This is a genomic window from Streptomyces sp. NPDC029216 (assembly GCF_040648015.1).
Taxonomy (GTDB): Bacteria; Actinomycetota; Actinomycetes; order Streptomycetales; family Streptomycetaceae; genus Streptomyces.
On sequence record NZ_JBEZWL010000112.1, the window covers coordinates 1 to 24038 of the forward strand.

The 24038-nt window shown below is 71.2% G+C and carries 26 protein-coding genes, 2 pseudogenes and 1 riboswitch; of the genes and pseudogenes, 18 read left to right on the forward strand and 10 right to left on the reverse strand.

Annotated features, from left to right (window positions below):
* Positions 1–525 (forward strand): Hsp70 family protein (locus AB0F18_RS29455; RefSeq protein ID WP_362066098.1); only part of this gene is annotated, 525 nt, incomplete at its 5' end.
* Positions 526–687: 162 nt separating this feature from the next.
* Positions 688–1080 carry a J domain-containing protein gene (locus AB0F18_RS29460; RefSeq protein ID WP_362066100.1) on the forward strand — a complete coding sequence of 131 codons (393 nt, stop codon included), beginning with the start codon at positions 688–690 and terminating at the stop codon, positions 1078–1080.
* A 37-nt stretch (positions 1081–1117) separates the two neighbouring features.
* Here the strand turns inward: AB0F18_RS29460 and AB0F18_RS29465 are convergent, their stop codons facing one another.
* Complete coding sequence (locus AB0F18_RS29465; protein ID WP_362066142.1) at positions 1118–2119, reverse strand: zinc-dependent alcohol dehydrogenase family protein; 1002 nt, start codon at positions 2117–2119, stop codon at positions 1118–1120.
* A 128-nt stretch (positions 2120–2247) separates the two neighbouring features.
* Between AB0F18_RS29465 and AB0F18_RS29470 the strand changes: the two genes are divergently transcribed.
* The 4 genes from AB0F18_RS29470 (at position 2248) to AB0F18_RS29485 (ending at position 4610) form a co-directional block, all read left to right on the forward strand.
* Positions 2248–2565 carry a hypothetical protein gene (locus AB0F18_RS29470; RefSeq protein ID WP_362066102.1) on the forward strand — a complete coding sequence of 106 codons (318 nt, stop codon included), beginning with the start codon at positions 2248–2250 and terminating at the stop codon, positions 2563–2565.
* A 171-nt stretch (positions 2566–2736) separates the two neighbouring features.
* Positions 2737–3189 carry a YbhB/YbcL family Raf kinase inhibitor-like protein gene (locus AB0F18_RS29475; RefSeq protein ID WP_362066144.1) on the forward strand — a complete coding sequence of 151 codons (453 nt, stop codon included), beginning with the start codon at positions 2737–2739 and terminating at the stop codon, positions 3187–3189.
* 157 nt (positions 3190–3346) lie between these two features.
* Positions 3347–3787, forward strand: a complete 441-nt coding sequence (locus tag AB0F18_RS29480; protein ID WP_362066104.1) for a YidB family protein — start codon at positions 3347–3349, stop codon at positions 3785–3787.
* A 526-nt stretch (positions 3788–4313) separates the two neighbouring features.
* Positions 4314–4610, forward strand: coding sequence for an antibiotic biosynthesis monooxygenase (locus AB0F18_RS29485; protein WP_079430502.1), 297 nt, complete (start codon positions 4314–4316; stop codon positions 4608–4610).
* 160 nt (positions 4611–4770) lie between these two features.
* A riboswitch (TPP riboswitch) is annotated at positions 4771–4944 on the forward strand.
* Between the two features lie 28 nt (positions 4945–4972).
* On the opposite strand, the gene AB0F18_RS29490 is transcribed toward AB0F18_RS29485, so the two are convergent.
* Entirely contained in the window at positions 4973–5125 is a 153-nt protein-coding gene (locus tag AB0F18_RS29490; protein ID WP_187344213.1) for a hypothetical protein, read from the reverse strand.
* A gap of 420 nt (positions 5126–5545) precedes the next feature.
* Between AB0F18_RS29490 and AB0F18_RS29495 the strand changes: the two genes are divergently transcribed.
* The 5 genes and pseudogenes from AB0F18_RS29495 to AB0F18_RS29515 form a co-directional block, all read left to right on the forward strand.
* A complete protein-coding gene (locus tag AB0F18_RS29495; protein ID WP_362066106.1) occupies positions 5546–6127 on the forward strand; it encodes an Hsp20/alpha crystallin family protein in 582 nt (193 codons plus the stop codon).
* A 141-nt stretch (positions 6128–6268) separates the two neighbouring features.
* Positions 6269–6394 carry a hypothetical protein gene (locus AB0F18_RS29500; protein ID WP_362066108.1) on the forward strand — a complete coding sequence of 42 codons (126 nt, stop codon included), beginning with the start codon at positions 6269–6271 and terminating at the stop codon, positions 6392–6394.
* Positions 6395–6498: 104 nt separating this feature from the next.
* Positions 6499–7926, forward strand: coding sequence for a lipase maturation factor family protein (locus AB0F18_RS29505; RefSeq protein WP_362066110.1), 1428 nt, complete (start codon positions 6499–6501; stop codon positions 7924–7926).
* 94 nt (positions 7927–8020) lie between these two features.
* Positions 8021–8263 (forward strand): annotated as a pseudogene (locus AB0F18_RS29510) (PAS domain-containing protein); the annotation flags it as partial.
* Between the two features lie 63 nt (positions 8264–8326).
* Positions 8327–9457, forward strand: a pseudogene (locus AB0F18_RS29515) (ATP-binding SpoIIE family protein phosphatase); the annotation flags it as partial.
* Positions 9458–9480: 23 nt separating this feature from the next.
* Here AB0F18_RS29515 and AB0F18_RS29520 read toward each other — a convergent pair.
* Entirely contained in the window at positions 9481–9783 is a 303-nt protein-coding gene (locus AB0F18_RS29520; RefSeq protein ID WP_362066112.1) for a hypothetical protein, read from the reverse strand.
* An 806-nt stretch (positions 9784–10589) separates the two neighbouring features.
* Positions 10590–10718: a hypothetical protein gene (locus tag AB0F18_RS29525; protein WP_362066114.1), complete on the reverse strand. Its 129-nt coding sequence runs from the start codon at positions 10716–10718 to the stop codon at positions 10590–10592.
* 172 nt (positions 10719–10890) lie between these two features.
* On the opposite strand from AB0F18_RS29525, the gene AB0F18_RS29530 reads away from it, so the two are divergent.
* Together AB0F18_RS29530 and AB0F18_RS29535 are read left to right on the forward strand one after the other, a co-directional pair.
* Positions 10891–12543, forward strand: coding sequence for a SulP family inorganic anion transporter (locus tag AB0F18_RS29530; protein ID WP_362066116.1), 1653 nt, complete (start codon positions 10891–10893; stop codon positions 12541–12543).
* Between the two features lie 135 nt (positions 12544–12678).
* Positions 12679–13563, forward strand: coding sequence for a formylglycine-generating enzyme family protein (locus AB0F18_RS29535; protein WP_362066118.1), 885 nt, complete (start codon positions 12679–12681; stop codon positions 13561–13563).
* Here AB0F18_RS29535 and AB0F18_RS29540 read toward each other — a convergent pair.
* Positions 13550–15901: an arylsulfatase gene (locus AB0F18_RS29540; RefSeq protein WP_362066120.1), complete on the reverse strand. Its 2352-nt coding sequence runs from the start codon at positions 15899–15901 to the stop codon at positions 13550–13552. The two genes, AB0F18_RS29535 and AB0F18_RS29540, sit on opposite strands and share 14 nt — an antisense overlap.
* A 184-nt stretch (positions 15902–16085) precedes the next feature.
* On the opposite strand from AB0F18_RS29540, the gene AB0F18_RS29545 reads away from it, so the two are divergent.
* Both AB0F18_RS29545 and AB0F18_RS29550 read left to right on the forward strand, forming a co-directional pair.
* Entirely contained in the window at positions 16086–16583 is a 498-nt protein-coding gene (locus AB0F18_RS29545; protein ID WP_362066122.1) for an SRPBCC family protein, read from the forward strand.
* A 131-nt stretch (positions 16584–16714) separates the two neighbouring features.
* A complete protein-coding gene (locus AB0F18_RS29550) occupies positions 16715–17098 on the forward strand; it encodes a hypothetical protein (protein WP_362066124.1) in 384 nt (127 codons plus the stop codon).
* Between the two features lie 199 nt (positions 17099–17297).
* Here AB0F18_RS29550 and AB0F18_RS29555 read toward each other — a convergent pair whose 3' ends face one another.
* On the reverse strand, positions 17298–18821 hold the full coding sequence (locus tag AB0F18_RS29555; protein WP_362066126.1) for an aldehyde dehydrogenase family protein: 1524 nt from the start codon (positions 18819–18821) through the stop codon (positions 17298–17300).
* Positions 18822–18877: 56 nt separating this feature from the next.
* The gene (locus tag AB0F18_RS29560) at positions 18878–20167 is read right to left on the reverse strand and encodes a GAF domain-containing protein (RefSeq protein ID WP_362066128.1); all 1290 of its coding nucleotides are present in this window, start codon (positions 20165–20167) and stop codon (positions 18878–18880) included.
* Between the two features lie 265 nt (positions 20168–20432).
* Here AB0F18_RS29560 and AB0F18_RS29565 point away from each other — a divergent pair, with 265 nt between their 5' ends.
* Entirely contained in the window at positions 20433–20615 is a 183-nt protein-coding gene (locus tag AB0F18_RS29565) for a hypothetical protein (RefSeq protein ID WP_362066130.1), read from the forward strand.
* 38 nt (positions 20616–20653) lie between these two features.
* Positions 20654–21199, forward strand: coding sequence for an MOSC domain-containing protein (locus AB0F18_RS29570; protein ID WP_362066132.1), 546 nt, complete (start codon positions 20654–20656; stop codon positions 21197–21199).
* A gap of 96 nt (positions 21200–21295) precedes the next feature.
* Here AB0F18_RS29570 and AB0F18_RS29575 read toward each other — a convergent pair whose 3' ends face one another.
* On the reverse strand, positions 21296–21754 hold the full coding sequence (locus AB0F18_RS29575) for an SAM-dependent methyltransferase (protein ID WP_362066134.1): 459 nt from the start codon (positions 21752–21754) through the stop codon (positions 21296–21298).
* 27 nt (positions 21755–21781) lie between these two features.
* Positions 21782–22570: a hypothetical protein gene (locus tag AB0F18_RS29580; protein ID WP_362066136.1), complete on the reverse strand. Its 789-nt coding sequence runs from the start codon at positions 22568–22570 to the stop codon at positions 21782–21784.
* A gap of 143 nt (positions 22571–22713) precedes the next feature.
* Between AB0F18_RS29580 and AB0F18_RS29585 the strand changes: the two genes are divergently transcribed.
* A complete protein-coding gene (locus AB0F18_RS29585) occupies positions 22714–23628 on the forward strand; it encodes an oxygenase MpaB family protein (RefSeq protein WP_362066138.1) in 915 nt (304 codons plus the stop codon).
* A gap of 54 nt (positions 23629–23682) precedes the next feature.
* On the opposite strand, the gene AB0F18_RS29590 is transcribed toward AB0F18_RS29585, so the two are convergent.
* Positions 23683–24038 (reverse strand): methyltransferase domain-containing protein (locus AB0F18_RS29590; protein ID WP_362066140.1); only part of this gene is annotated, 356 nt, incomplete at its 5' end.

A 24038-nucleotide genomic window follows, 5' to 3' on the forward strand; every position in this document is an offset into this window, starting at 1 on the left:
TTCGACATCGACGCGAACGGCATCATGCACGTCACGGCCAAGGACCTCGGCACGGGCAAGGAGCAGAAGATGACCGTCACCGGCGGCTCCTCGCTGCCCCGCCAGGACATCGACCGCATGATCCGCGAGGCCGAGCAGCACGCCGAGGAAGACCGCCGCCGCAAGGAGGAGGCCGAGACCCGCAACAGCGCCGAACAGCTCGTCTACCAGACCGAGAGGCTGCTGCGTGACAACGAGTCCAAGATCCCGGCCGACCTCAAGACCGAGACCGAAACCGCCATCGCGGACCTCAAGGAGAAGCTCAAGGGCCAGGACACGACAGCCATCCGCACGGCGACAGAGCACGCCGGCGCCGTCGCCCAGAAGATCGGCACCGCCCTCTACGACACGCAACGAGCCGCCGCAGCCGGTGACGGGCCGACATCCGACACCGGGTCGTCCGGCACGGAGGAAGAAGTCGTCGACGCGGAGATCGTCGACGACGAGAGCCCGAAGGGAGACGCGCGAGGAGCGGGTGCAGCGTGACCGTCTCGCGATACGGGAAACCGCGGTCGCCAACGACCCGGCTACCGCGTCGGACGGCGGGCCTTCTCGGCCAGTCGAACAGCCCGCCAGGGTTACGTTGACAACATTTCCGACGCGCCTTATCACGGATGGGAGAGGCCGGTCGTTCCGGAGGTGAGGAAAATGGGCGCCTCGCGCCCGCCGCGCGACCATTACACCGTCCTCGGACTCCACGCGGAGGCGTCCCCGGAGCAGATCACAAGCGCCTACCGCGCACTGATCCGCGCCCTCCACCCGGACGCCCGTCCGAGCGGGCCGACGGCTGCTGCACAACTGGCCGAGGTCATCGACGCCTACCAAACCCTGCACGATCCACTGCGACGGTCCGCCTACGACGCCGAACGCCGCCAAGAGCCGCAGGCCGCCAGTCATCCGGTACGCATACCCGTGCGGGTGAGGTACACGGCAGCCACTGCGGAGCAGTCGGCCCCTCATTGGGTTGTATACCGGGCTGCCTCCCAGCCGTACGAAGACCCACTCGACCGGATCATGGCCTGGCTGCTTTACGGCATATAGCCACCGCAACAGCACAGCAGCCCGGTGGACTCCCCGTTCACGTCCCCACGGGCATCCGCAGCACTGCCGCCCCTCGGACCCTGCCGGCTGCGAGGTCGTCCAGGGCTGTGTCGGCCTGGGCGAAGTCGTACGCGGTGACCGTAGCGCGGAGGCGGTGTTCGGCGGCCGCTGCGAGGAAGGCGCGCCCGTCCTCGCGGGTGTTGGCCGTGACGCTGCGGACGGTGCGCTCGCGGAAGAGGTGGCGCTGGTAGTCCAGCGGGGGGATGTCGGAGAGGTGGATCCCCGCGATGCTCAGCGTTCCGCCGCTGTCCAGGGCCTCCAGGGCCACGGGGACGAGGGCGCCGTCGGGGGCGAAGAGGATCGCGGCGTCCAGCGGCTCCGGCGGGCCCGTGCCGGCGTCGCCTGCCGAGGCGGCGCCGAGCTCCCGGGCGAGGGCCTGGGCGGCGGGGGAGCGGGTGAGTACGTGGACGACGGCGCCCTGCGCGACGGCGAGCTGCGCCGTGAGGTGGGCGGAGGCGCCGAACCCGTAGATGCCGAGGCGACCGCGTTCGGGCAGGTCAGCCAGGCGCAGGGCCCGGTAGCCGATGATCCCCGCGCACAGCAGCGGGGCCAGCTCCTCGGCGCGGTAGCCGGCCGGCAGCTCGTACGCGTAGCGCGCGGGCACGGTGGCGTACTCGGCGTAGCCGCCGTGCGCGTCCCAGCCGGTGTAGCGGGACGCAGGGCACAGGTTCTCCCGGCCCCGCGTGCAGAACCGGCACGCACCGCACGTGCTGCGCAGCCACGGGATGCCGACCCGGGTGCCGAGCTGTGGTCCGGTGACCCCGCTGCCGGTCGCGACGACCTCGCCGACGGCCTCGTGGCCGGGTACGACCCGATCCCGGTGGGGCGGCAGGTCGCCGTCGCGGACGTGCAGATCGGTCCGGCACACACCGCACGCGTGCAGCCGGACCAGCAGCTCCCCGGGCGCCGGAGCGGGTACGGGAAGCTCGGCGCACTCGACCGTCCCCGGGCGGGCGGCGGGTGCCACCCAGGCCCGCATCGTCGTCGGAATTCGGGCATCCACTTCGGCCCTCCTCCGCTCCGCCGTCGGCTTCGGATGCTCCCATCCTTGAAGCCGAGCGCGCCGCGCGCATGCCGACGCGGCCATGGCCGGGGCATCCTCGGAACATGACCGCGAACGAGATCAAGCTCAAGGCCATCGCCGCCCTGACGGGTCTGCGTGCCGGCGTCGACGAGAGCCTCGTCTCGGATCTGCTGGGCGAGGTCATCCCCGACCGGTTCACGGTTCCCGCCGACGCGACCACCGAAGAGATCGGCCAGGCGATGCTGAGCCAGCTGTCCGAACCGCTGAGCGCCCTGGTCAGCGGCTTCATCACCGCCTTCGACGCGGTCGCGGACGCCTACGAGGAGACGGGCGCCGAGCCGCACACCGAAGGCATCCTCCAGGAAGTGGCACTCCGGCTGGCCGGCAACGATCTGGAATGAGGCGCCGGCTCAGGTCGGCGGACCGGGCAGATCGACATGGATGAGCACCTGCCGTCGGCCGGCAAGGGTCTCCAGGGCGCAGCCTGGCGGAGGCCGTTCGGGGATCCGCCGAACGGGGTGTTTGCGGTGCGGACCGGTGGCGGTGCCGCAGTTGCGGGTAAGGCGGCGCGTGTGAGCGGAATTGAACTCAGCAGTACCGCGTTCGACGACCATGCGTCGATCCCCCGTCGGTACAGCGGGGAGGGCGAGAACATCTCGCCGCCCCTGACCTGGTCGGGGGTACCCCACGAGGCCACGGAGCTGGTGCTCCTGTGTGAGGATCCGGACGCACCGGGGCGGACGTTCCTGCACTGGCTGGTGACCGGCATCGATCCGGGGACCACCGGGGTGGTGGAGGGGCAGAAGCCGGTGGGCGGCCTGCCGTGGCCCAACGGGTTCGGGCGCGTGGGCTGGGGCGGGCCGATGCCGCCACCGGGGCACGGGCCGCACCGCTACTTCTTCCGCCTGTACGCCTTGTCCGAGCCACTGTCGCTGCACGATCGTCCGGATGCGGAGGACGTGCACCGCGCCCTGAAGGGCAGAGAGCTGGCCTCCGGCACCCTCGTCGGGACCTATCAACGCTGAGCGCGTCAGCCGGTGATCCGGCCGGCGGAGCCCGTCGGCGTCGGGGCGGGGAGGCCGCAGCGGGGTGCCCACCGCCCGGCGGGGCGTCGTACGGGTGAACGCGCTGGGGCCAGCGGGCCAGGGGAGCGGTGCGGTGGGGGGCGGCTCGTATAACGGGGTGGATGCCAGCACGCGAGGAAGGGTGACGGGGATGGGCGATGACCTGGGAAATCTGCTCGGCGGACTGCTCGGAGGCGAGCAGGGCGGCAAGGGCGGTGCGCTGCTGGGGGCGCTGCTGAGCTCGCTCGGCGGGGCCGGCACGCACGGCGCGGGCAGCAACCCGCTGGGCGCACTGCTGGACACCCTGAAGGAGGGCGGGCTCGGCGCACAGACCGACTCGTGGATCGGCAGGGGCCGCAACCAGGCGGTCAGCGGCCCCGAGGTCGCGCAGGCGCTCCCGTACCAGGCGCTGGACCACGTGGCCCAGCAGGCGGGCGTTTCTCCCGAGGAAGCCGCTGACCAGCTCGCCCAGACCCTGCCCCAGGCCGTCGACAAGCTCACCCCCGACGGCTCCGTGCCCGAGGGCTCGCTGGAGGACCTGATCCGCGAGCAGCTCTGACGGGCCGGACCGGGAGTGCGCCTCCTGCCCTGGGGCCCGATCGCGCTGGGCACGCTTCCCGTGGACGGCGTTCTGCAGTCGCGTGGATACACGCCGCGGATGCTGTGCAGGTGGCTGTGATCACCATGACCGCCCGGCCTGACCGCGTCCCAGGCGGCACGCTTGCTTCCAGAGTCGCCTCCCCGAGCAGGCGGCGGGCGTGTGGGCGCAGCACCTGGACCGACAGCCGGAGCCGAAGCCGGGAAGAGGTTCGCCATGAACAGGCGGAGATGGCGACCGACGCCCCAGCTCGTGGCGGCTTCCGGCTGGCAGGACCGGGCGGACGCGCTGGGGCGTGCCCACCACGTCCGGTACTCGACGAGAGCACCGCGACGGCCCTCGGCGGAGGTGCCGAGCGTCCGGGCCCTCGGGCTGCACCGCAAGTCTCCAGGGCTTGCTCCTGCCGCCGCCCAGGCGGAAGGGGCCCCGTGGACCTACGGTGGTCGAACAGGGGAGGGGTCGATTTGCTCTCGTGAGGAGGCCGGAAATGGAGGAGCGTTTCGTCTGGGTGACAACGCGCCGCATCGAGCCGGGCAAGCTGGAGGAGTTCGAGCGTGCGTGGCGCCCCGGTACCCTCCCGGACGGCCTGCGGCACGCGTACGCGTACTGGTCCGAGGACGGGCAGGAGATCACCGGCGTGTCTCTCTGGGACTCCAGGCAAGCGTGTGACGCGTGGCGGTCCTCGGACGCGGAGAAACGGCGGCGTGAGGTCATGGCCCCGTACGTCGTCGAGGAGCGGGAAGGCTTCTACCGCGGAGGCGAACTCACCCTTCCCGCACGGTAGCCAGGGCCTGCGCCGACGGCCGGCCGGTGAGGGGTCCCTCCGGCCCGCGGTGTGCCGACCGCACCGCCGCGCGGGCAAGAAGCACCGGCTTCGACGGGGAGAAATTTCGCAAATCGGATGTTTCCCTCCCTGGCTGCGGGGTAAGCGAAAAGTAGGCCTATGAAGCGAGCGAGGGAGCTCGACCGGAGTAGCCGACTTTGGCGGAAAGGGAATGATGTCCGCCGGGGCCGACAGCGGCTGTCGGGCTGAGAGGCCGGAGGGTGTGGTGACCCGAAGGCGACCCCCAGCACCTGATCCGGGCAATGCCGGCGCAGGGAGCCCGTTTCATAGGTCGTCTGCGTGCCCGGGCGGCGGCGGGCGGCTCAGCTGCCGGGAAATTCGTCCGCTTGGCCTCCTTCGATGCCGTAGACCTTGGTCCACGTACTGCCGCACCGGCAGCGGTACGTCTCGACCAGTTCACCGGCTGCTGATACGTCCATGCCGTCCGGCCGGCGGATGTGCACGTGTTCGCCCATGGCGGGACCGCTTTTCTGTGGAGGGCCAGGTCGGCCCAGTGTGTGCGGCCGCATGCCTCGCCGCAACGCCCTGTCCGATAGCCGGACAGGCGGAGTGCCGTGCCGCAGGGCCCATGAGCCGCAGGCGCTGAGCCGTCGCGTCAGCCTGTGTGCCGGGGATGGCAGCCTTGACCCGTTGCCCCTGCCAGGGCGGCAGCAGGCGGCCGCGGTACCCCAGCCGCCTGGGCTCCGAGCGGCGGTCGGCTCGCCTCGCCCGTGTCGTTCGTACGTCAGCTTGTCGGGGGCGAGGCCTGCCGCTCGGCCCTCGACGAACGATGCCGGGTGCGGCGTGCCGACAGGTTTAGGCGCTGGTGGCGGGGTAGCCGCCCCATAAACCGGACGGCGTGCCGGTTTAGTTGAACATGCATGGAGGTGGTTGTGATGGCCCCGATCATGCGACGCCGCGGCGGTCTTCCCGCCCTGGCGGCAGCGGGTATGGACCCGTTCCGACAGTTCGAAAGCATGTGGGACGACATGGGCCGGCTTCTGGAGGGGACTGCCCTTCCGACTGCGACCGGTGGGGCGTGGCTGCCGATGGCCGAAGAGGAGGAGACCGACGACTCGTACATCGTGAAGGCGGAACTGCCCGGCTACCCGCCCGAAAACATCAACATCGAAGTCGAGGGCGATGAGCTCGTCATCAGCGGTGAACTGTCCGAGGAGCACCAGGGCAAGGTGCTCACCCGAAGGACCGGGAAGTTCATGTACCGCACCAGCCTGCCGGCAGGCGCGGACAGCGAGCACTGCGACGCTGACCTGGACAACGGCGTCCTCACCGTGACCGTCCCGAAGATGCAGCAGCAACAGCGCCGCAAGATCGAGATCGGCAAGCGGCAGGCCGTCGAAGGCCGAACCGCAGAAGCGGGCGGCGGCCCGCAGAGCGCCATCTCATCCGGCGCCGAAGGACAGAGCGCCGAAGGACGGACCAGCGAAGGAGAGAGCCGCAGCGAACCCGGCATGTGAACGTGCCGGGGCGGAGAAGCCTCTACGGGCGTTGCTCGTGCCGCGGCGCCTCTCCTACGTGGCCTACGACCCGAAGGACGACGTGGTCGTCGTCGGCGTGGGCGGTCAGGCGCCGCCCCACCCCGTCGTACTTCGGCACATGTGCCGCGCCCCCAGGAGATCGACGTATCGACCGAGAACGTCCCGGAGGCAGCCGTCCAGCTCGTGGATCCCGAGGGCACCGCCACTTTGATCACCTTCTTCCCGTCCGAGCCCGGTGAATCCTGACGCTCACGCAGTCACGGCAACGCGTCACGGCCACGCCCGGTCATGCCGGGTGTGGCCGCCGGGCATGCGCGGCGTCTTCCTCGACCTCGACGTAGGAGATTGCCGTGGAGTGGTTCGCGGACACCGACTACTGGCTGGGCCGACTGGTGTTCCAGCGAGGTCTGGCCCTCCTCTACCTCGTGGCCTTCCTGAGCTCGATCCACCAGTACCGTGCGCTCATCGGCGAGCACGGGCTGCTTCCGGTGCCGCGCTTCCTGGCGGCCACCACGTTCCGGCGGACACCGAGTGTGTTCCACCTCCACTACTCGGACCGGTTCTTCGCCGTGATCGCCTGGACGGGCCTGGTCCTCTCCGCCGCCTTGGCCGCGGGGGCGGCGGACCGGGTGCCCCTGTGGGCCGCCATGCTGATGTGGGGGTGCCCCTGGGTGCTGTACCTCTCCATCGTCAACGTCGGGCAGACCTGGTACGCGTTCATGTGGGAGTCCCTGCTGCTGGAGGCGGGCTTCCTCGCCGTCTTCCTCGGCAACGCGCGCACCGTGCCCCCCGTCCTGGTGCTGTTCCTGCTGCGCTGGCTGCTGTTCCGGCTGGAGTTCGGAGCGGGACTGATCAAACTGCGCGGCGACTCCTGCTGGCGGGACCTGACCTGCCTCTACTACCACCACGAGACCCAGCCGATGCCGGGGCCGCTCAGCCGGTTCTTCCACCACCTGCCGAGGCCGCTGCACCGGGCCGAGGTGGCGGCCAACCATGTGGCGCAGCTGGTGGCACCGGTACTGCTGTTCGCGCCGCAGCCCGTCGCGAGCGCGGCCGCGGGATTCGTCGTCGCCACCCAGCTGTGGCTCGTGGCGTCCGGCAACTTCGCCTGGCTCAACTGGCTGGCCATCCTGCTCGCCCTGTCCGCCGTCGACGCAGGTGCGGCGGCGCAGGTGCTCCCCCTGCCGCGGCCTCCCGCGTTCGCGGCCACGCCGGTGTGGTTCGAGGGCCTGGTGATCGCCGTCACGGCCCTGGTGGCGGTGCTCAGCTACTGGCCGGTGCGCAACATGCTCTCGCGGCACCAGCGGATGAACTTCTCGTTCAACCCCTTCCACCTGGGCAACACCTACGGGGCCTTCGGCAGCATCAGCAAGGTGCGTCTGGAGGTGGTGATCGAGGGAACCGACGAGCCCGAGATCACGGACGACACGCCCTGGAAGGAATACGGCTTCAAGGGCAAGCCGGGTGACCTTCGTCGACGGGCGCCCCAGGTGGCCCCGTACCACCTGCGGCTCGACTGGCTGATGTGGTTCGCCGCGCTGTCGCCCGCGTACGCCCGGAACTGGCTGGCGCCGCTCCTCGTCAAGCTCCTGGACAACGATCCGTCCCTGCTCAGGCTGCTCAGGGACAACCCCTTCCCGACCGCTCCCCCCACCTTCCTGCGCGCCCGGCTCTACCGCTACCGCTTCACCGGCCGGCGCGAACGGTGTGACACCGGCGCCTGGTGGCAGCGCACGCTCGTGGCGGATTACCTCCCACCGGTCACCAGGGCGCACTGAGCGCACTGATCGTCGCGGCACGCGGTCCGGGCTGAGGTACCGCACGCTTGCGCAGACCGGTACCGAGGGGTTCCTGCCGGCGACGGAGATCGCGGTGGCCGCCGTCGACGACGCGGGCACGGTCGTCGCCTGGAGTCCGGGCGCCCAGCTGCTGCTGGGCTACTCCCCCCATGACATCGTCGGCCGTTCGGCCTCCGGGCTCCTGGCGGACCGGCGGCTGCCCGAACTGGCCCGCCGACACCTGGCCGAACACAAGTCGTGGATCGGCAGAGTGGTCCTGCGGCACCGCACCGGATACCGGATCGAGACCGATGTGCGGGCGTGCCCGCTGCTCGGCGTCGACGCCGCCGTCCAGTGCTGGTCGGTGCAGGCAACGATTCCGGAGGACAATGACGGAGCCGCCCTGGCGCTCCAGCGCAGTCTGCTGCAGCAGAGGCTGCCCACCCTGCAAGCCGTGGAGACCGCGACGCGCTATCTTCCCGCCGAACCGCATGCCGGCGTCGGCGGCGACTGGTTCGATGTCATCCCCCTGTCCGGGGCCCGGGTGGCCCTCGTCGTCGGCGATGTGGTCGGCCACGGCATCCACGCCTCCGCCGCCATGGGCAGACTGCGTACCGCGGTGCGTACGCTGGCCGACGTCGACCTGCCCGCTGACGAACTGCTGACGGACCTCGACGACCTCATCATCGAAGAGGCGCGGGAGAGGGCCCGCCCCGACGGGGAGATCGGCGCGACCTGTTTGTACGCCGTGTACGACCCCGTTTCCTGCCACTGCTCCGTGGCCAGCGCCGGCCATCTGGCGCCCGCTGTGGTCAGTCCGGACGGCGCCGTCGACCTCCTCGATCTGGAGCCGGGGCCGCCCCTGGGTGTGGGAGGCGTGCCCTTCGAAGCCGCCGAATTCACCCTGCCCGAGGGCAGCCTCCTGGTGCTGTACACCGACGGGCTGGTCGAGGCCCGCGGCCGGGACGTCGAGAGCGGTCTGCAGGCACTGCGCCGCGCGCTGACCCGTCCCGCCCCCTCCCTGGATGACGTCTGCGACACGGTCATCGACTCCCTGCTTCCCGACCAGCCGGACGACGACGTGGCCCTCCTCGTCGCCCGTACGCACCAGCTGGACACCGCCCACATGGCCACCTGGAGTGTCTCCGCCGACCCGGCGGCCGTGCCCGAAGCCCGTCGCCGAACCGCCGCCCAGCTGAAGCAGTGGGGCCTGCACGAGGCGGTACCCGCCACCGAGCTGATCGTCAGCGAGTTGGTCACCAACGCCATCCGGCACGCCGACGCCCCCATCGAGCTGCGGTTGATCCACAACGGCATGCTGATCTGCGAGGTCTCCGACGCCAGCAGCACCTCCCCGCACCCCCGCCGCGCGCGGGTGCTGGACGAGGGCGGCCGCGGACTGCTCCTGGTCGCCCAGCTGTGTGAGCGGTGGGGCACCCGGCACACCGGTGTCGGAAAGACCATCTGGGCCGAACAGCCCCGTCCGCTGCGTGCCATCGTCCCGGGCGCCCTCCCGGCCCTCGCGGCGTAAAACACCTCGCGGAGTCGTAGTCATCATCTGGATGACACGGCGGGCAGATCGAACGCTTCGGCGTGGCCCCGGATGGGCGGCTGTTCCGGAGACGGGCGGGCAACTACGTAGAGGCCGGGGCGTACGGCGACGGAGTGGATGCGTTGGAACTCGGCCACGGCTTCGGCTTCGTCGTCGTAGACGAGGGCGAACTGCCGCAGGTGGTCCTCACCGTGGAGGTGGACGCTGTGGCCGTCGGTGTGGGTTCCGACGGCGACGGTGGTCCATCCGTCGTGGGCGTGGAGATGTTCTCTACGGCCCGGGTGTCTCATGAGATGTCGGTTCACGGAGGAAGCTTGAATCTTGGGCGAGGCGCGAGAGAGCGCCGGGTGTGCTCTGGTGGACCTGTTCGGCTTTCGGTTTCCACCGCGGTCGGCTACGTGGCGGCCGCACGCTCCGCCCGCCGCCCGCTCGTTTGACGACTCATGGTCCACAGTCCTGCTGCGGCTTCCCCTGCTGATGCCGTGCGACTCGGACCTCTGTGAAGACCTTCGGGTTCCAGACGAAGTACACGATGTCCTGCGCATATGCAACCAGGAAGCCCACGTCGGTGCACGCAATTCGCCTCCCTCGATATGGCAATTGGGAGCACCACACCGACTGGCCAGTGATGAGGTTCCAGGCAGTGATCGTTAGGTCGTCACTGGTGGTGATGGCCACAGGAGTGCCGTCGGACAAAGCAGCGGTGGTGACGGTGAATACCATGATGGAGTGGGCGTCCAGGGAGTGCAGTTGGGCGCCGGTGGCCAGGTCCCGGACGGCTGCAGTGCCGGCTCTCCCTCGTCGCCGGGCTCGTACTCGGCGCTGCGGGGGTGGGGGCTGCATGGGCGATGAGCGCCGACGCCGACTCCCCTACCGGCGGGACCGCGGCAGCAGACGCGCGCGCCGCCTGCGAGACGCTGGACGGGTTCGATCCCGGGAAGTGCACCGAGAAGGGTCCTGTCGGCGAGGTTGCCGTCAACCGCTATGCGGCGGCCGGGGCAGGCTCGCGAGATCTGCCGCGGCCTGTAGTTCGGGTGGGCCTCGACGGGCGTCACCCGAGGCCGGGGTGGCGCGCGATGGTGCCGCGACGAAGTCGTACGCGGATGGGGTGTCAGCGACTGATCGTTCCGGGCAGGAAGCGCTTGCGCGAAGCCCGGCGCAGGCGCACCGCCGGCTCACCGTCGGTCAGGCGGTAATGGGCCACGGCCGCCAGGCGTACGGCGAAGCCGTCGGCGTCCACCCCTCCCCGCTGGTGGTGCGACTGGCGGACAAGGGGGCCGGGTGCCGGGCGACGTGGCGCCGGGTTCTTCAGTGAGAGGCGGCGACGATGCGATTACCCAGGGGTGACACGTACTTTTGTGGCAGAAATGCCGGTTTCTTCCATCGATAATGATCGGATGGATGCACGGCGAGTGTCCGCGAAGAACGTGGTGCCGCTCCTTGGCCAGCTGCGCGGCTATTCGGCGCGCTGGGCTCGCGCCGACGCGGTTACGGGATTCGCCGTCGCGGTGATGCTCGTGCCGCAGGCTCTGGCGTACGGGCAGCTGGCCGGCCTCAGTCCGGCCGCCGGTCTGTACACCGCGGTGGGGGGCATGGTGCTGTTCGCGCTGCTGACGTCCACCCGGGGGGTGTCGGTCGCCCCTTCGTCGACCTTGGCGATCATGACGTTCGCCGCGGTGAGCGGCCGGGCCGGAGGCGACGCCGGCCGGATGGCGTCGCTTGCGGGGTGTCTGGCGCTGTTGACCGGTGTTCTTCTGCTGCCGTCCGGGCGGTTGCGGGGGCTCGCCAATTTCCTGTCGGCGCCGGTGATGCTCGGGTATGCGGCAGGGACGGGTGTGGAAGTTGTGGCCAGTCAGGTGGGCACGCTCGTGGGGGTGAAGACGTCCAGTGACCGTCCGCTGGTCAGGGTGTGGGAGGTGCTCACCCATGTGGACCAGGTGCAGCTGGTGACCGCCGTGGTGGGTCTTGCCGCTCTGGCCGTGCTCGTGGTGCTGAAGCGGGCGATGCCGGCGGTGCCCGGCTCGCTCGTCGTCTGTGCGGTGGCGGTCGTGGTATCGGCTGCGGCAGGTCTGTCGGGGCACGGTGTGGCGGTGGCCGGGCGGGTTGTCGGTGGCCTGCCCGTTCCGGCCTGGCCGGATGTGACCGTCGGGGACGTGTGGGCGTTGCTGCCTGCTGCGGCCGGCATGGCCATGATTATCTCGATCGAGGCGGTGGACGCTCTCCGGGCGGCCGATGCGGGTTCCCGGGAGCATGCCTCGCTGGCGCGGGAGTCGCTGGCCCTGGGCGTGGCGAGCGCGGGGGCGGGTGTACTGGGTGGTTTTGCGCCGACGGCGAAGGACCCCCAGCGCGGGGCCCGCTCGCAGTTGTTCCAGTTGGTCGGCGCCGGCTTCGTGGTGTTCGCTCTGGTCACCGGTGGTCCGGTGATCGGGCTGCTTCCGCTGACGGTGCTGGCTGCAGTGATCATCGTGTCGGGTTTCGGTTTGATCGACGTCGCGGGTTTCGTGCGGCTGTGGCGCGACTGGCGCGGGGAGTGCGTGCTCGCGTTCGTCGCTGCGGTCAGTGTGGTGGCGTTGGGCGTCCTCCAGGGACTGCTGGTCGCCGTCCTCCTCGCGCTGGGGCAGTTGCTCCGCCGCACCGCCTGGCCCCGTGACGCCGTGTTGGCCGTCCCCGATGACGGCGGGGTGCCCCACGAGGTGGCGCCGGACGAGCCCGATGTCTCGGACGTGCTGATCTACCGGGTGGACGCGCCGCTCTTCTTCGCCAACATCAACCGCGTCCACCAGCGGGTCCTGTCCCTCGCCGGGGCGCGGGCACTATATCCGCGGTACGTGGTCCTGGACGCCGAGGCGGTGTTCTACCTCGATTCCACCGCGGCGGAGGTCCTGGCACAGCTGACCGCCGACCTGCGGGAGCACGGCAGCGAGCTCGTCCTGGCCCGCCCCCGCGACCGTGTCCTGGCGGCGCTGCGCGCCAGCCCGTTCCGGGACGGCGCCACCCGTCAGCTCCGTGTCTTCTCCTCCGTCCGCGAGGCGTATGCCGCCTTGCGGGAGCCGAAAGAAGGGTGACTCATGTCCGGCAGTCCTAGGGGTGGAGGGTGTTGCAGCCCGTCCCGGCCACGTACGGGGGCGCCGGTCGCCGCGCCGCCGTCCGGCGCCGAGCGGGTGGCTCCCGAGGGGAGCGGACCGGGCAGGAGACGGGGGATGGTACGGCTGGACGCGGCGAGGTTTTTGATGGGCGCCGCGGACCCGTGGGTGGTGCCGGGGGATGGCGAGGGGCCGGTCCGTGAGGTGGAGCTCGCGCCGTACTGGATCGACCGGTGCGCGGTCTCCAACGAGGACTTCGGCGCGTTCGTGGCCGCGACGGGGTACGTGACGGACGCGGAGCGGTACGGCTGGTCGTTCGTCTTCGCCGGGCTGCTGCCGCCCGGGTTCCCCGACACCCGGAGCGTCGCCCGGACTCCGTGGTGGCGTCAGGTCCACGGGGCGTGCTGGCGCCGTCCGGAGGGCGCCGGCTCCGATGCCGCGGACCGCGGCAGCCATCCGGTGGTGCACGTGTCATGGAACGACGCCGCCGCGTACGCGGCGTGGGCGGGCAAGCGGTTGCCGACCGAGGCGGAGTGGGAGTACGCGGCCCGGGGCGGGCTGGAGCAGGCCGTGTTCCCCTGGGGAGACGAACTGGAGCCGGGCGGTGAGCGCCGGATGAACGTCTGGCAGGGCCGTTTCCCCGGTCAGCACACCCGCCCGGACGGTTGGTACGGCACCGCGCCCGTGACCGCCTACCCGCCCAACGGCCACGGACTCTACAACGTGTGCGGAAACGTCTGGGAGTGGTGCGCCGACTGGTACTCACCCACCGCCTACGCGCGAGGCGGGCGCCACAACCCGTCCGGCCCGGCCTCGGGCACCGCCCGGGTGATCCGCGGCGGCTCCTACCTGTGCCACGCCTCCTACTGCCGCCGCTACCGGGTGGCCGCCCGCAGCTCCAGCACACCCGACAGCAGCACCGGCCACCAGGGCTTCCGCTGCGCGGCGGACGACCGCCAGGAAGACGCCCCGCCCAACGGCGCCGGTGTCAGTCGCGCATGAACATGGCGGCGAACTCCTTCTCGATATCAGCGAAGGGCTCTCCGCTGACGTCCACCGCCACCTGCTCGATCGTCCCGCCGATGAACGGGAACGGCGCGGCGTAGTCGGAGGAGACCGGCTGGCCGCTGTCGCGCCCGACCGTCAGCCCCTCCCCGACCATCGAGAAGGCGCCCGGCTGGGTCTTGATGTCGCCCCGGCCGACCTGCCGTCCGTCGATGTGGAGGGTGAGCGTGCCCAGCATGCTGCCCTGGCTGTCCGGTTGGCCGGCGGTGAACGTCGCAGAAAGGAGGTGGTTGCCAGGGCGGACCGGCTCCGAGGAGACGATCTTCTGCTCCACGCTGCCGAGCCAGTTGTAGACGTAGTGCAGACGCCCGTCCTTGAGGAACAGGCTGTGGCCGCCGAACCGGCCGCCGTGGGCGAAGAGCACGCCCTGTGCCTCGGGGGTGTCCAGGACCACCTCGGCGATGACGGAGTAGGAGCGTCTGCGGATGTTGACCGCCACGGACTCCGGCACGTCGGCGCAGTCGGGGTAGTAGACGTACCGATCGCGCGGCTTGGCGAGCTGGGGCCGCGGGGTGCCCATGACTTCCACGACGCCGCGGTCGTCCAGCGGCAGACCGTTGTACTGGGCGGCCTCCTGCGCCCACATGCGCTTGAGCTCTTCGAGCTTCTGCGGATACTCGGCGGCCAGGTCCCGGCTCTCGGATCGGTCCTCGCGCAGGTGGTACAGCTCCCAGACGTCCTCGTCGTAGCGGCCCCACGCTGACGGGACCGGCGGGTGCAGGGCCGTGGCGTGCCAGCCGTCGTGCCAGATGCCGCGGGTGCCGAGCATGACGTAGAACTGCGTCTGCCGGGGCTCTGGGGCCTGTGGGTCCTCCAGGAGGGCCCGGAAGCTGGCGCCTTCCACGGGGCTCTGCTCGAAGCCCTTCACCATGGCCGGCGGCTCGATGCCCATCAGGTCGTACAGGGTGGGCACGATGTCGATGGCGTGCAGGTACTGGTGACGGACCTCGCCCCGCGCTTTGATTCCCTTGGGCCACGAGATGATCATCGGGTCGGCGATGCCGCCCTCGTAGGAGGCCCACCGCTTCCAGTACTTGAACGGGGTGTTGAAGGCCCAGGCCCACCCCGTCGGGTAATGGTTGTAGGTGGTCGGGCTGCCCAGCTCGTCGATGTGGCGCAGGTTCTCGGCCATGTCGTCCGGCACACCGTTGAAGAAGTTGTTCTCGTTCAGCGAGCCGTCCGGGCCGCCCTCCCCGCTGGCGCCGTTGTCCGAGACCGCGACGATGATCGTGTTCTCCAGCTGCCCGGACTTCTCCAGGTAATCCAGTACCCGCCCGATCTGCTCGTCGGTGTGCGAGACGAACCCCGCGAACACCTCCGCCATCCGGGTGAAGAGGCGCTTCTCCTCGGCGTTCAGCGACTCCCAGGGACGCACGAACTCTCCCTCGGGCCACGGCTTCCCGCTGGGACTGGCCGCGTACGGCTCGCCGTGGGGATTGATCGGCGTGAGCTCGGTGCCCTCCGGCATGATGCCCAACTCGATCTGCCGCTGCAGCGTGAGCTGCCGGTACACCTCGTACCCGTCGCCGAACTTGCCCGCGTACCGGTCCGCCCACTCCCTCGGCACGTGGTGCGGAGCGTGCCCGGCGCCGGGGCAGAAGTAGGTGAACCAGGGCTTGTCCGGGGCGATCACCTTGGCGTCCCGGATGAACTCGATCGTCTTGTCCGCCAGGTCCTTGGACAGGTGGTAGCCCTGGTCCGGCAGGTACGGGGGCTCGATGCGGTGGTTGTCGTAGACCAGGTCCGGAGTGTACTGGTCGGTTTCGCCGCCGAGGAATCCGTAGAAGCGTTCGAACCCGCGGCTCAGCGGCCAGTACCGCTTGGAAGACGCCATGTTGGCCTCTTCACCCGGGCACATGTGCCACTTGCCCAGGGCGTAGGTGTTCCACCCCCGCTCCACCAGCACCTCCGCCAAGGTGGCGTTCTCGAACGGCATCCGGCCGTTGGACGCGGGGAACCCGCTGGTGGCCTCCATGACGCAGGCCACCCCGTTGCTGGTCGCGTTCCGGCCCGTCAGCAGACACGCCCGGGTCGGGGAGCACAGCGCCGTGGTATGGAAGTTGGTGAACTTCACTCCCATGTCGGCGATCCGGCGCATCGCCGGGGCCTCCACCAGCCCGCCGAAAACGTCGAAGGTCCCGAAGCCGATGTCGTCCCACACCAGGTACAGCACGTTCGGCGCGCCCTCGGGAGCCTGTGGCTCCGCGTACGGTTCCCAGTCCGGAACCGACTCCCGGATGTCCTGCTGAATCACTCCCTTGAAGGCCCCAGCCATTCCTGTCTCCTCGGATTCTCGGCGGGCACGGGCTCTAGCACCGTAAGTCCGCCCGCAGGACCGGGCCCCTGCTGACGCCCGCGAATAGCCCGACAGGGCACCGGCCACCCCCGACAGCCGAACCTCGTACCCCTTGCGAAGCACCCGTGCTGCGCACATGGCCGGAAGGCTCGACGATGGCACCATGACGCACCGGCTGCGCTTCGAAGACCTGGGGTTCCTCGCACGCGCACCCGTCCGGCAAGCATGCACCCGGGACCTCCATACGCCGGCGGACCTCCTCTTCGAGCAGCTCGCCGCCCGGCCGCAGGATTGGCCCCGCTGGCTCGGCTTCGCGCGGGAATGCCAATACCAGGGAGCGCCCCCGTTCGGCATCGGCACGAAGCGGCAACTGCGCGTCGCCGGCGGCCTTCGGTTCCAGGAGGCCGTCATTGCTTGGGATCCGGGCGAGCGCTTCGCCTACCGCATCGAGGAGACGAACGTGCCCGGCATCACGGCGATGATGGAGGAGTGGAGCCTGACCCCGCTGTCCCAGACGCGGACCAGGGTCAGCTGGACCATGGCTGCCGACGGCTCCCGGCCCGTACGCCTGATGATGCGCGCCGGCCGCCGCCGTGTGGACAAGACCTTCGGCAAAGCGATGCGACGTCTGGACCGCATGCCGCGCCCCCCACGGTTGTGACCTTCCGCAGTTCAGGCGGGACAGGAAGGCGGCCCTGGCGTTTCGACTGCGCGGGCGCTCGGTGCGGAGGGTCCGCCAGAGGTCGGGCAAGTGCCTGGGCGACCAAGTGAGCTCAGCTCTTCCGGTGTGTCGTGCGCAGTGGCAAGGCGGCGAAACGGTTGCTCAATCTGACGGGTGGCGTCGTCACCGCGGGTAAGGACTGGACGGACGACGGTGAGGTCTACGAAGTCCACTCGCGCAAGCGCCGTGCCGCGACGGCGACCCGACCTGTACCCATTCCGCCGCAGTTCGTCCGCGTCCTGCGTGCCCACGCCGGGCGCTTCGGTGTCGCTCCGGACGGGCGGCTGTTCCAGAACCAGGCAGGCAACTATGTGGAGGCGGCTGCGTACGGGATCACGTGGTCGAGGGCGCGGGGGTACGTCCTGACCCGCACTGAGCTCGCGGCCGGTTTGGCGAAGCGGCCCTACGACCCTCCGGCATGCCGGGATCTCGTTCTGGCTCCACTCGGGCGTTGACCCTGCTGAGTGTGCTCGGCGGGCCGGTCACAGCATCCACGTTCTGTTCAAGTATTACGCCGAGTTCCTCGATGGTGTTCAGGAGCAAGCCAACCGTCTACTGGGAGGAACGGGAAAGACCGATGTCCGCGTCGAGCGGGTTCGAGCCAACGGCGCCTGACGGGCAAAAGCCCAGGTCAGACGCCGTTTTTTTGTGCTCCTAGAAGAAGCCGAGCCGCTTCGGCGAGTAGGAGACGAGGAGATTCTTCGTCTGCTGGTAGTGCTCCAGCATCATCTTGTGGGTTTCGCGGCCGATGCCCGACTGCTTGTAGCCGCCGAACGCCGCGTGTGCCGGGTAGGCGTGGTAGCAGTTCGTCCAGACGCGGCCCGCCTGGATCGCGCGGCCCGCGCGGTACGCCGTGTTGATGTCGCGGGTCCAGACGCCCGCGCCCAGGCCGTAGGCCGTGTCGTTGGCGATGCGGACCGCGTCGTCGAAGTCCTCGAACGAGGTCACCGACACCACCGGGCCGAAGATCTCCTCCTGGAAGATCCGCATCCGGTTGTCCCCCTCGAAGATGGTCGGCTGGACGTAGAAGCCGCCGGACAGGTCGCCGCCGTGGTCGATGCGCCCGCCGCCCGTCAGGATCTTCGCGCCCTCCCGCTGGCCGATCTCCACGTACGAGAGGACCTTCCGCAGCTGCTCCTCCGAGGCCTGGGCGCCGATCATCGTGTCCGTGTCCAACGGGTGGCCCGGCACGATGAGTTCGGTGCGGGCGACCGCCGCGTCCAGGAAGTCGCCGTAGCGGCCGCGCTCGATCAGCGCGCGCGAGGGGCTCGTGCACACCTCGCCCTGGTTCAGCGCGAACATCGTGAAGCCCTCCAGGGCCTTGTCGCGCAGGTCGTCGTCCGTCGTCCAGATGTCGTCGAAGAAGAGGTTGGGGCTCTTGCCGCCGAGTTCGAGGGTGACCGGCTTCAGGTGCTCCGCCGCGTACTGCAGGATCAGCCGGCCCGTGGCCGTCTCCCCGGTGAAGGCCACCTTCGCCACGCGCGGGCTCGACGCCAGCGGCTTGCCCGCCTCCTCGCCGAAGCCGTTGACGATGTTCACCACGCCCGGCGGCAGCAGGTCCGCCACCAGGCTCAGCCAGTAGTGGACGGAGGCCGGGGTCTGCTCGGCGGGCTTGAGGACCACCGTGTTGCCGGCGGCCAGCGCCGGGGCCAGCTTCCACACCGCCATCAGGATCGGGAAGTTCCACGGGATGATCTGCCCGACGACGCCCAGCGGCTCGTGGAAGTGGTAGGCCACCGTGTCGTCGTCCAGCTGGCTGAGCGCGCCCTCCTGCGCGCGCAGCGCCCCCGCGAAGTAGCGGAACTGGTCGACGGCGAGCGGGAGGTCGGCGGCGAGGGTCTCACGGACCGGCTTGCCGTTCTCCCAGGTCTCCGCGACCGCCAGCGCCTCCAGGTTCTGCTCCATGCGGTCCGCGATGCGCAGCAGGATGCCCGCACGCTCCGTGACGGACGTCCGGCCCCACGCCGGGGCCGCCGCGTGCGCGGCGTCCAGGGCCCGCTCCACGTCCTCCGCCGTCCCGCGCGCCACCTCCGTGAACGGCTTGCCGTCGACGGGGGAGGGGTTCTCGAAGTACCGGCCGCGCGCGGGCTCCACGTACTCGCCGCCGATGAAGTGGCCGTAGCGGGACGCGTACGACATCAGGGCGCCCTCGGTACCGGGCGCAGCGTAACGGGCCATGGTGGTCCTCCCCTTGCCGGGCGCCGCCCGCCGTCGGACAGCGCTCGGGGAGGAGGCTAGGAGCGGGCAGGTTGCGGGAACGTTGCACGGCCCGCGCCCAGTTCCTCGTCGAGGGAACGTACGCGGGCCAGCGCGGCCGGCCGGTCCCGCGGCGGCAGCGCCGCGGCCAGCGCCCGCCACACCGCCGGGTCCTCCGCACCCCACGGGCTGCACACCCAGTCCGACAGCAGCCCCACGTCCGCCCGCGCGATCACCGCCGCCCGCGCCTGGTCCTCGATCCGCCGCCGCAGCCGGACGATGCCAGGGGCCGACGAGGCCGGCAGCAACGGACCGGGATAGCGGGTGAGGGCGGCCGAGACGGCGCCCGCCGCCAGGTGCCGGGTCACGGCGGAGAAGTCGGCCTCCAGCGGGACGGCCGTGCGGTACGGGCGGGAGAGCAGGTTCCCGGCGCCCAGCAGGGCGCGCAGCCGGGACATCTCCGCCCGCAGGGTCACCGCCGCCACCGACTCGTCCTCGTACAGGGCGTAGGCCAGCTCCTCCCCGGACAGCCCCTCGGGGTGCTGCGCGAGCAGGGTCAGGATCTCGCTGTGCCGCCGCCCCAGCGCGATCCGCCGCCCGCCGAGCACCAGCAGCGCCTCGTCCCGGCCCAGCGCGGCGAGCGTGTCGGGGGCCGCCGCGTCCGGGGGCGGCGTCAGCAGCGCCAACTGGGCCTCGGCCGCCCGGGCCACCGCCTGGACGAAGGCCAGCGAGTGCGGGTGGGCCAGCCCATCCCCGCCGGTGATGTCCACCGCACCCAGCACCCGGCCCGTGCGCGGGTCCCGCACCGGGGCCGCCGCGCAGGTCCAGGGGTGCACGCGGCGGCTGAAGTGCTCGGCCCCGAAGACCTGGACCGGCTCCCCCAACGCGACCGCCGTACCGGGGGCGTTGGTTCCCATCGCCGTCTCCGCCCAGCGCGAGCCCGGTACGAAACCCAGCCCCTCGGCCCGCCGCAGGGTGGCCGGCTCGCCCTCCACCCAGAGCAGCCCGCCCCGCGCGTCGCACACCGCCAGCAGATGGGCCCCGTGCGCCGCGAACGCCCCCACCAGATCCCGGAACAGCGGCATCACCCGGGCCAGCGGATGCCGCTCCCGGTACGCCAGCAGTTCCGCCTCCGGCCGCTCCAGGCGGGGCGCGCACTCGGGGCTGACGCGGGCCCGGGCGCAGCGCCGCCAGGACTTCGCGATCACCGCCCGGACCGGCGGCTCCACCCGCCCGTCCCGGGTGAAGGCCTCGTGCGCCCGCCGCAGGACGTGCGTGCGCTCGACGGGGTCGGCCCCGCCCGGCAGCGCCAACGACGGATCGCCCATGTCACCCTCCCGAGGGGCCGTGCAGCCGCGGTGAGCGGAGCGCCCCCATCGTGGTGCGGGCCCGGGGCCCCGACAAGCGCCGCGTCGGCCAGTCCGTGCCGAAACCCGGCCGGGGTCAGCCGGATTCCGCCGGGTCGTCCGCGGACAGCCCGCCCGCCGTCGCGCGGGGGGTCCGGGCTTCGCGTAGGGTCCCCGTGGCCGGGAACTCACCATCGGCGTGGCGCGTTGTGCGGGTAGTGGCCGACGCAGGAGGAGGTGTCCGCAGATGTCGAGGAGCGGAAGGACCGCGGTCGTCGCGGTCGCGGCAGCCGTCGTGCTGTTCTGGCTGTTCGGATTCTGGCCGGCGCTGGCGGTCCTGATCGGGGTCCCGGTGCTGGCGTACCTGCTCCTGGACTCCTCCCAGAGGCGTCGGGTGCGGGGTATGTCGAGAAAGCGGCTCGGCCGCTGAGAGCGGCCGGAGCGGCAAGGCAAGGGGGGACGATTCACATGAACACGGCACAGGTCGCGGCAGTCAGCAGCAACGGCGTGTACTCCTTCACGAAGCCGAACCGGGAGAGCATCACCCTGCTCACCGGACTCGGCGTCGACGGGGACGTGCACGCGGGGGTCACGGTCAAGCACCGCTCGCGCGTGGCGCAGGACCCGACCCAGCCGAACCTGCGGCAGGTGCACCTGATCCAGCGGGAACTCTTCGACGAGGTAGCCGAAGCCGGTTTCAGCGTCGCGCCCGGCCAGCTCGGGGAGAACGTCACCACCGAGGGCATAGACCTGCTCGCCCTGCCGACGGGCACCCTGCTCGGCATAGGCGAGGAGGCGGTCGTGGAGGTGACCGGCCTGCGCAACCCGTGCCCGCAGATCAACGCCTTCCAGGACGGACTGCTCAAGCAGGTCGTCGGCCGGGATGCGGAGGGCCGGATCGTCCGCAAGGCCGGAATCATGGGCGTGGTCCAGCAGGGCGGCACGGTCCGTCCCGGCGACACCATCACGGTCACCCTCCCGCCGCTGCCGCACATACCGCTCGAACGGGTCTGAGCGGCCGGTGCGCGCAGGCAGCCGACGCGTGCAGACGCCCGTCGCGCGCAGACGCCCGGCCGGCCGCGGCTCCCGCGTCCGGCCGGGCGGGCCGGCTCAGTAGTAGTCGCGCATCAAGGCCGTTGCCCACTGGGGCTGGCGGACCTCGCCGCGGGGCCCGAACTCCTCCATGTACGGCTTGAGGTCGAGCACCGGGGTGCCGTCCACCGCGTCCAGGCCCTCCACGTGCACGTCCAGGCCGTCCACCTTCAGCACCCGGCACCGGGAGACGCCGAGCCGGTTGGGCCGGTTCTTGCCGCGCTGGGCGAAGATGCCGGCCAGCGGCCAGTCCCGGTTCCCGCGCGGGTGCCGGGCACCCGTCTCGATCTTCTCCACCGGAACCCGGTCGAAGTGGTAGACGACCTCCAGGTGGGAGAAGTCCTCCAGCCCGAAGAGGGCCTCCGGACCGAACTGTCCGGCATCCAGCCGGATCACGGCCCGCTCCCGCCCCCAGTCGTCGTCCACGGCCTCCGCCCGGCCGCCCACGACCGTCCCCACCGGCTTCGATTCCACCATCACCGCTCCCCGTCCGTCACTCGTGTGTCACACCGGCCGTACGGCGACGCGGTCCAGCGCCGCCAGCAGACCGGAAAGCTCGGGCAGTTCCTCCACACCGTCGCGGGGTACCGCCAGCACCTCGCCGGGCTCGTCGTCGAGCAGCACGAACGCCGCGTCGCCGGTCCGGGCCACCAGGGACCAGCCGGGCCCGTCCGCCCGGAGGGTCCGCACGCCCTCGCCGGCGAACGCCGACCGGACCCGCCCCGGCGGAGGCGCCTGCCGGGTGTACTCCACGGCCTCCCGCAGCGCCCGCGCGAGCCCCGGGTGCGCCGCGGCCGCGGCCCCGCCGTCCTCCGCCACGCGCTCGCGCCAGTCGGCCCACTCCCGGGCGATCTGGTCCGCGCCCAGCCGGCGCTGCACGGGCCCCCAGGTGTCCCCCGAGGGGGGCGCCAGCGGCACCCGCCCGGTCCCGTCCGCGCCCCGTTCCGGGTCGTGCGGCGCCGGGATGCCGGGCGTCGACACGGTCAGCTCCAGCGGCCAGCCCGCCAGCGAGAGCACGACCGACCGCTCGTCGGGCGACAGGTCGTACTCCATGCCGCAGTCCCAGGAGGCGATGGCGGCGGCCACGAGCGAGACGTCGTCCACGACGACCGTCCAGCGGGCGCCCGCCTCGTCCTGGCCGAGCACGAGCCCGTACCCCTCCGCGACGGGCGGCACGCCCAGCTGCGCGCAGGCCTCTGGGAAGTCGTCGCCGAGCAACGCCGGGAACTGCGTGGGGGTCAGCAGTACGGCGGTCAGCACGTACAGCGAGCCCCCGCCCTCATCGTCCGGCACGTGGCCTCCCGATCTTCCCGGTCGCACTCTCGTCGGCGCACCCTAACCAGCCGGTAACTCGCACGTCGAGACCCGGCGGGCAGCGAATTTCAAGCCCGCTACCTGCACGTAGAGTTGAGCCCCCGCCACAGAAAGGGAGACCGGTGCAGCGTTACGACCGGCTGAAGGAGATCCTCCGGCTCGACCCCGAGAAGGACTTCCTCGCCATCTACCGGCTCACCGCCACCTACGAATTCCCCTGGGACTTCACCCGTGCCATGGAGCTCGCGCTCTTCCGCACCTACGCGGTCCCGAGCATCGGGAGCCTGCTCGCCGAGACGGGCGAGTTCACCGAACGCCCCCAGAAGCGCTACGACGACACCGCGCTGCTCCTCGACGCGGTCGTGGAGCACGGCTTCGAGCACGACACGGCGCGGACCGCGATCCGCCGCGTCAACCAGATGCACCGCAGCTACGACATCTCCAACGACGACATGCGCTACGTTCTGTGCACCTTCGTGGTGATTCCGGCACGCTGGATCGACGCCTACGGCTGGCGTCCGCTGACCCACCACGAGCGCCGCGCCTGCGCGAACTACTACGCGACGCTCGGCAAGCACATGGGCATCAAGGACGTTCCGGGCTCCTTCGAGGAGTTCGAGGCCACCCTCGACGCCTACGAGAAGGCCCACTTCGGCTGGGACGAGGGCGCCCGCCAGGTCGCCGATTCCACCCTCGGCCTGATGGCCTCCTGGTATCCGGCGCCCCTCGCCCCCGCCGTGCGCGGCGCGAGCCTCGCCCTCCTCGACGAGCCCCTGCTGGACGCCTTCCGGTACGACCGCCCGCACCCCGGCGTCCTGCGTCTGGTCCGCGGCGCCCTGCGGCTGCGCGGCCGTGCGGTACGGCTGCTCCCTCCGCGGAGGGCCCCGCACTACGTGCGCCAGAACCCGGAGATCAAGGGCTACCCCCACGGCTACGACGTGGGCGAGCTCGGGACCTTCCCGGTACCCGGGGCGGGCGGCTGCCCCGTGCCCCATCCGCGCCGCCCCGCCGGAGCGGAGGCCCAGCCTCCCGCGTAGCCCCCGGGTCCTGCCGGATTCCGCCGCGCGGGCCGACGTACAAGAAGGGATTTCTCAGGCGCGGCGTACGGCCAGCACCAGGAAGCGGGCGTCCTCGTCGGCGTACGAGGTCATCTCCCAGCCGGAACCGGACAGCAGCGGGCCGAGGTTGTGCTCGGCCCGCAGGTCGTCCGGGGTCAGCTCGCGGCCGTGGCGGGCGGCGAGCGCGGCCCGACCGATCGGATGGAACAGCGCGAGCCGGCCGCCGGGGCGGACCACACGGGCGAGCTCGCGCAGGTTCGCCGCCGGCTCGGGCAGGTGGGCGATCAGCCCGGCGGCGAACACCGCGTCCAGGGCCCCGTCGCACAGCGGCAGCCGGGCCACGTCCGCGCGCAGCAGCGTCCCCTCGGACCCGCGGCCCGCCCGCCGGG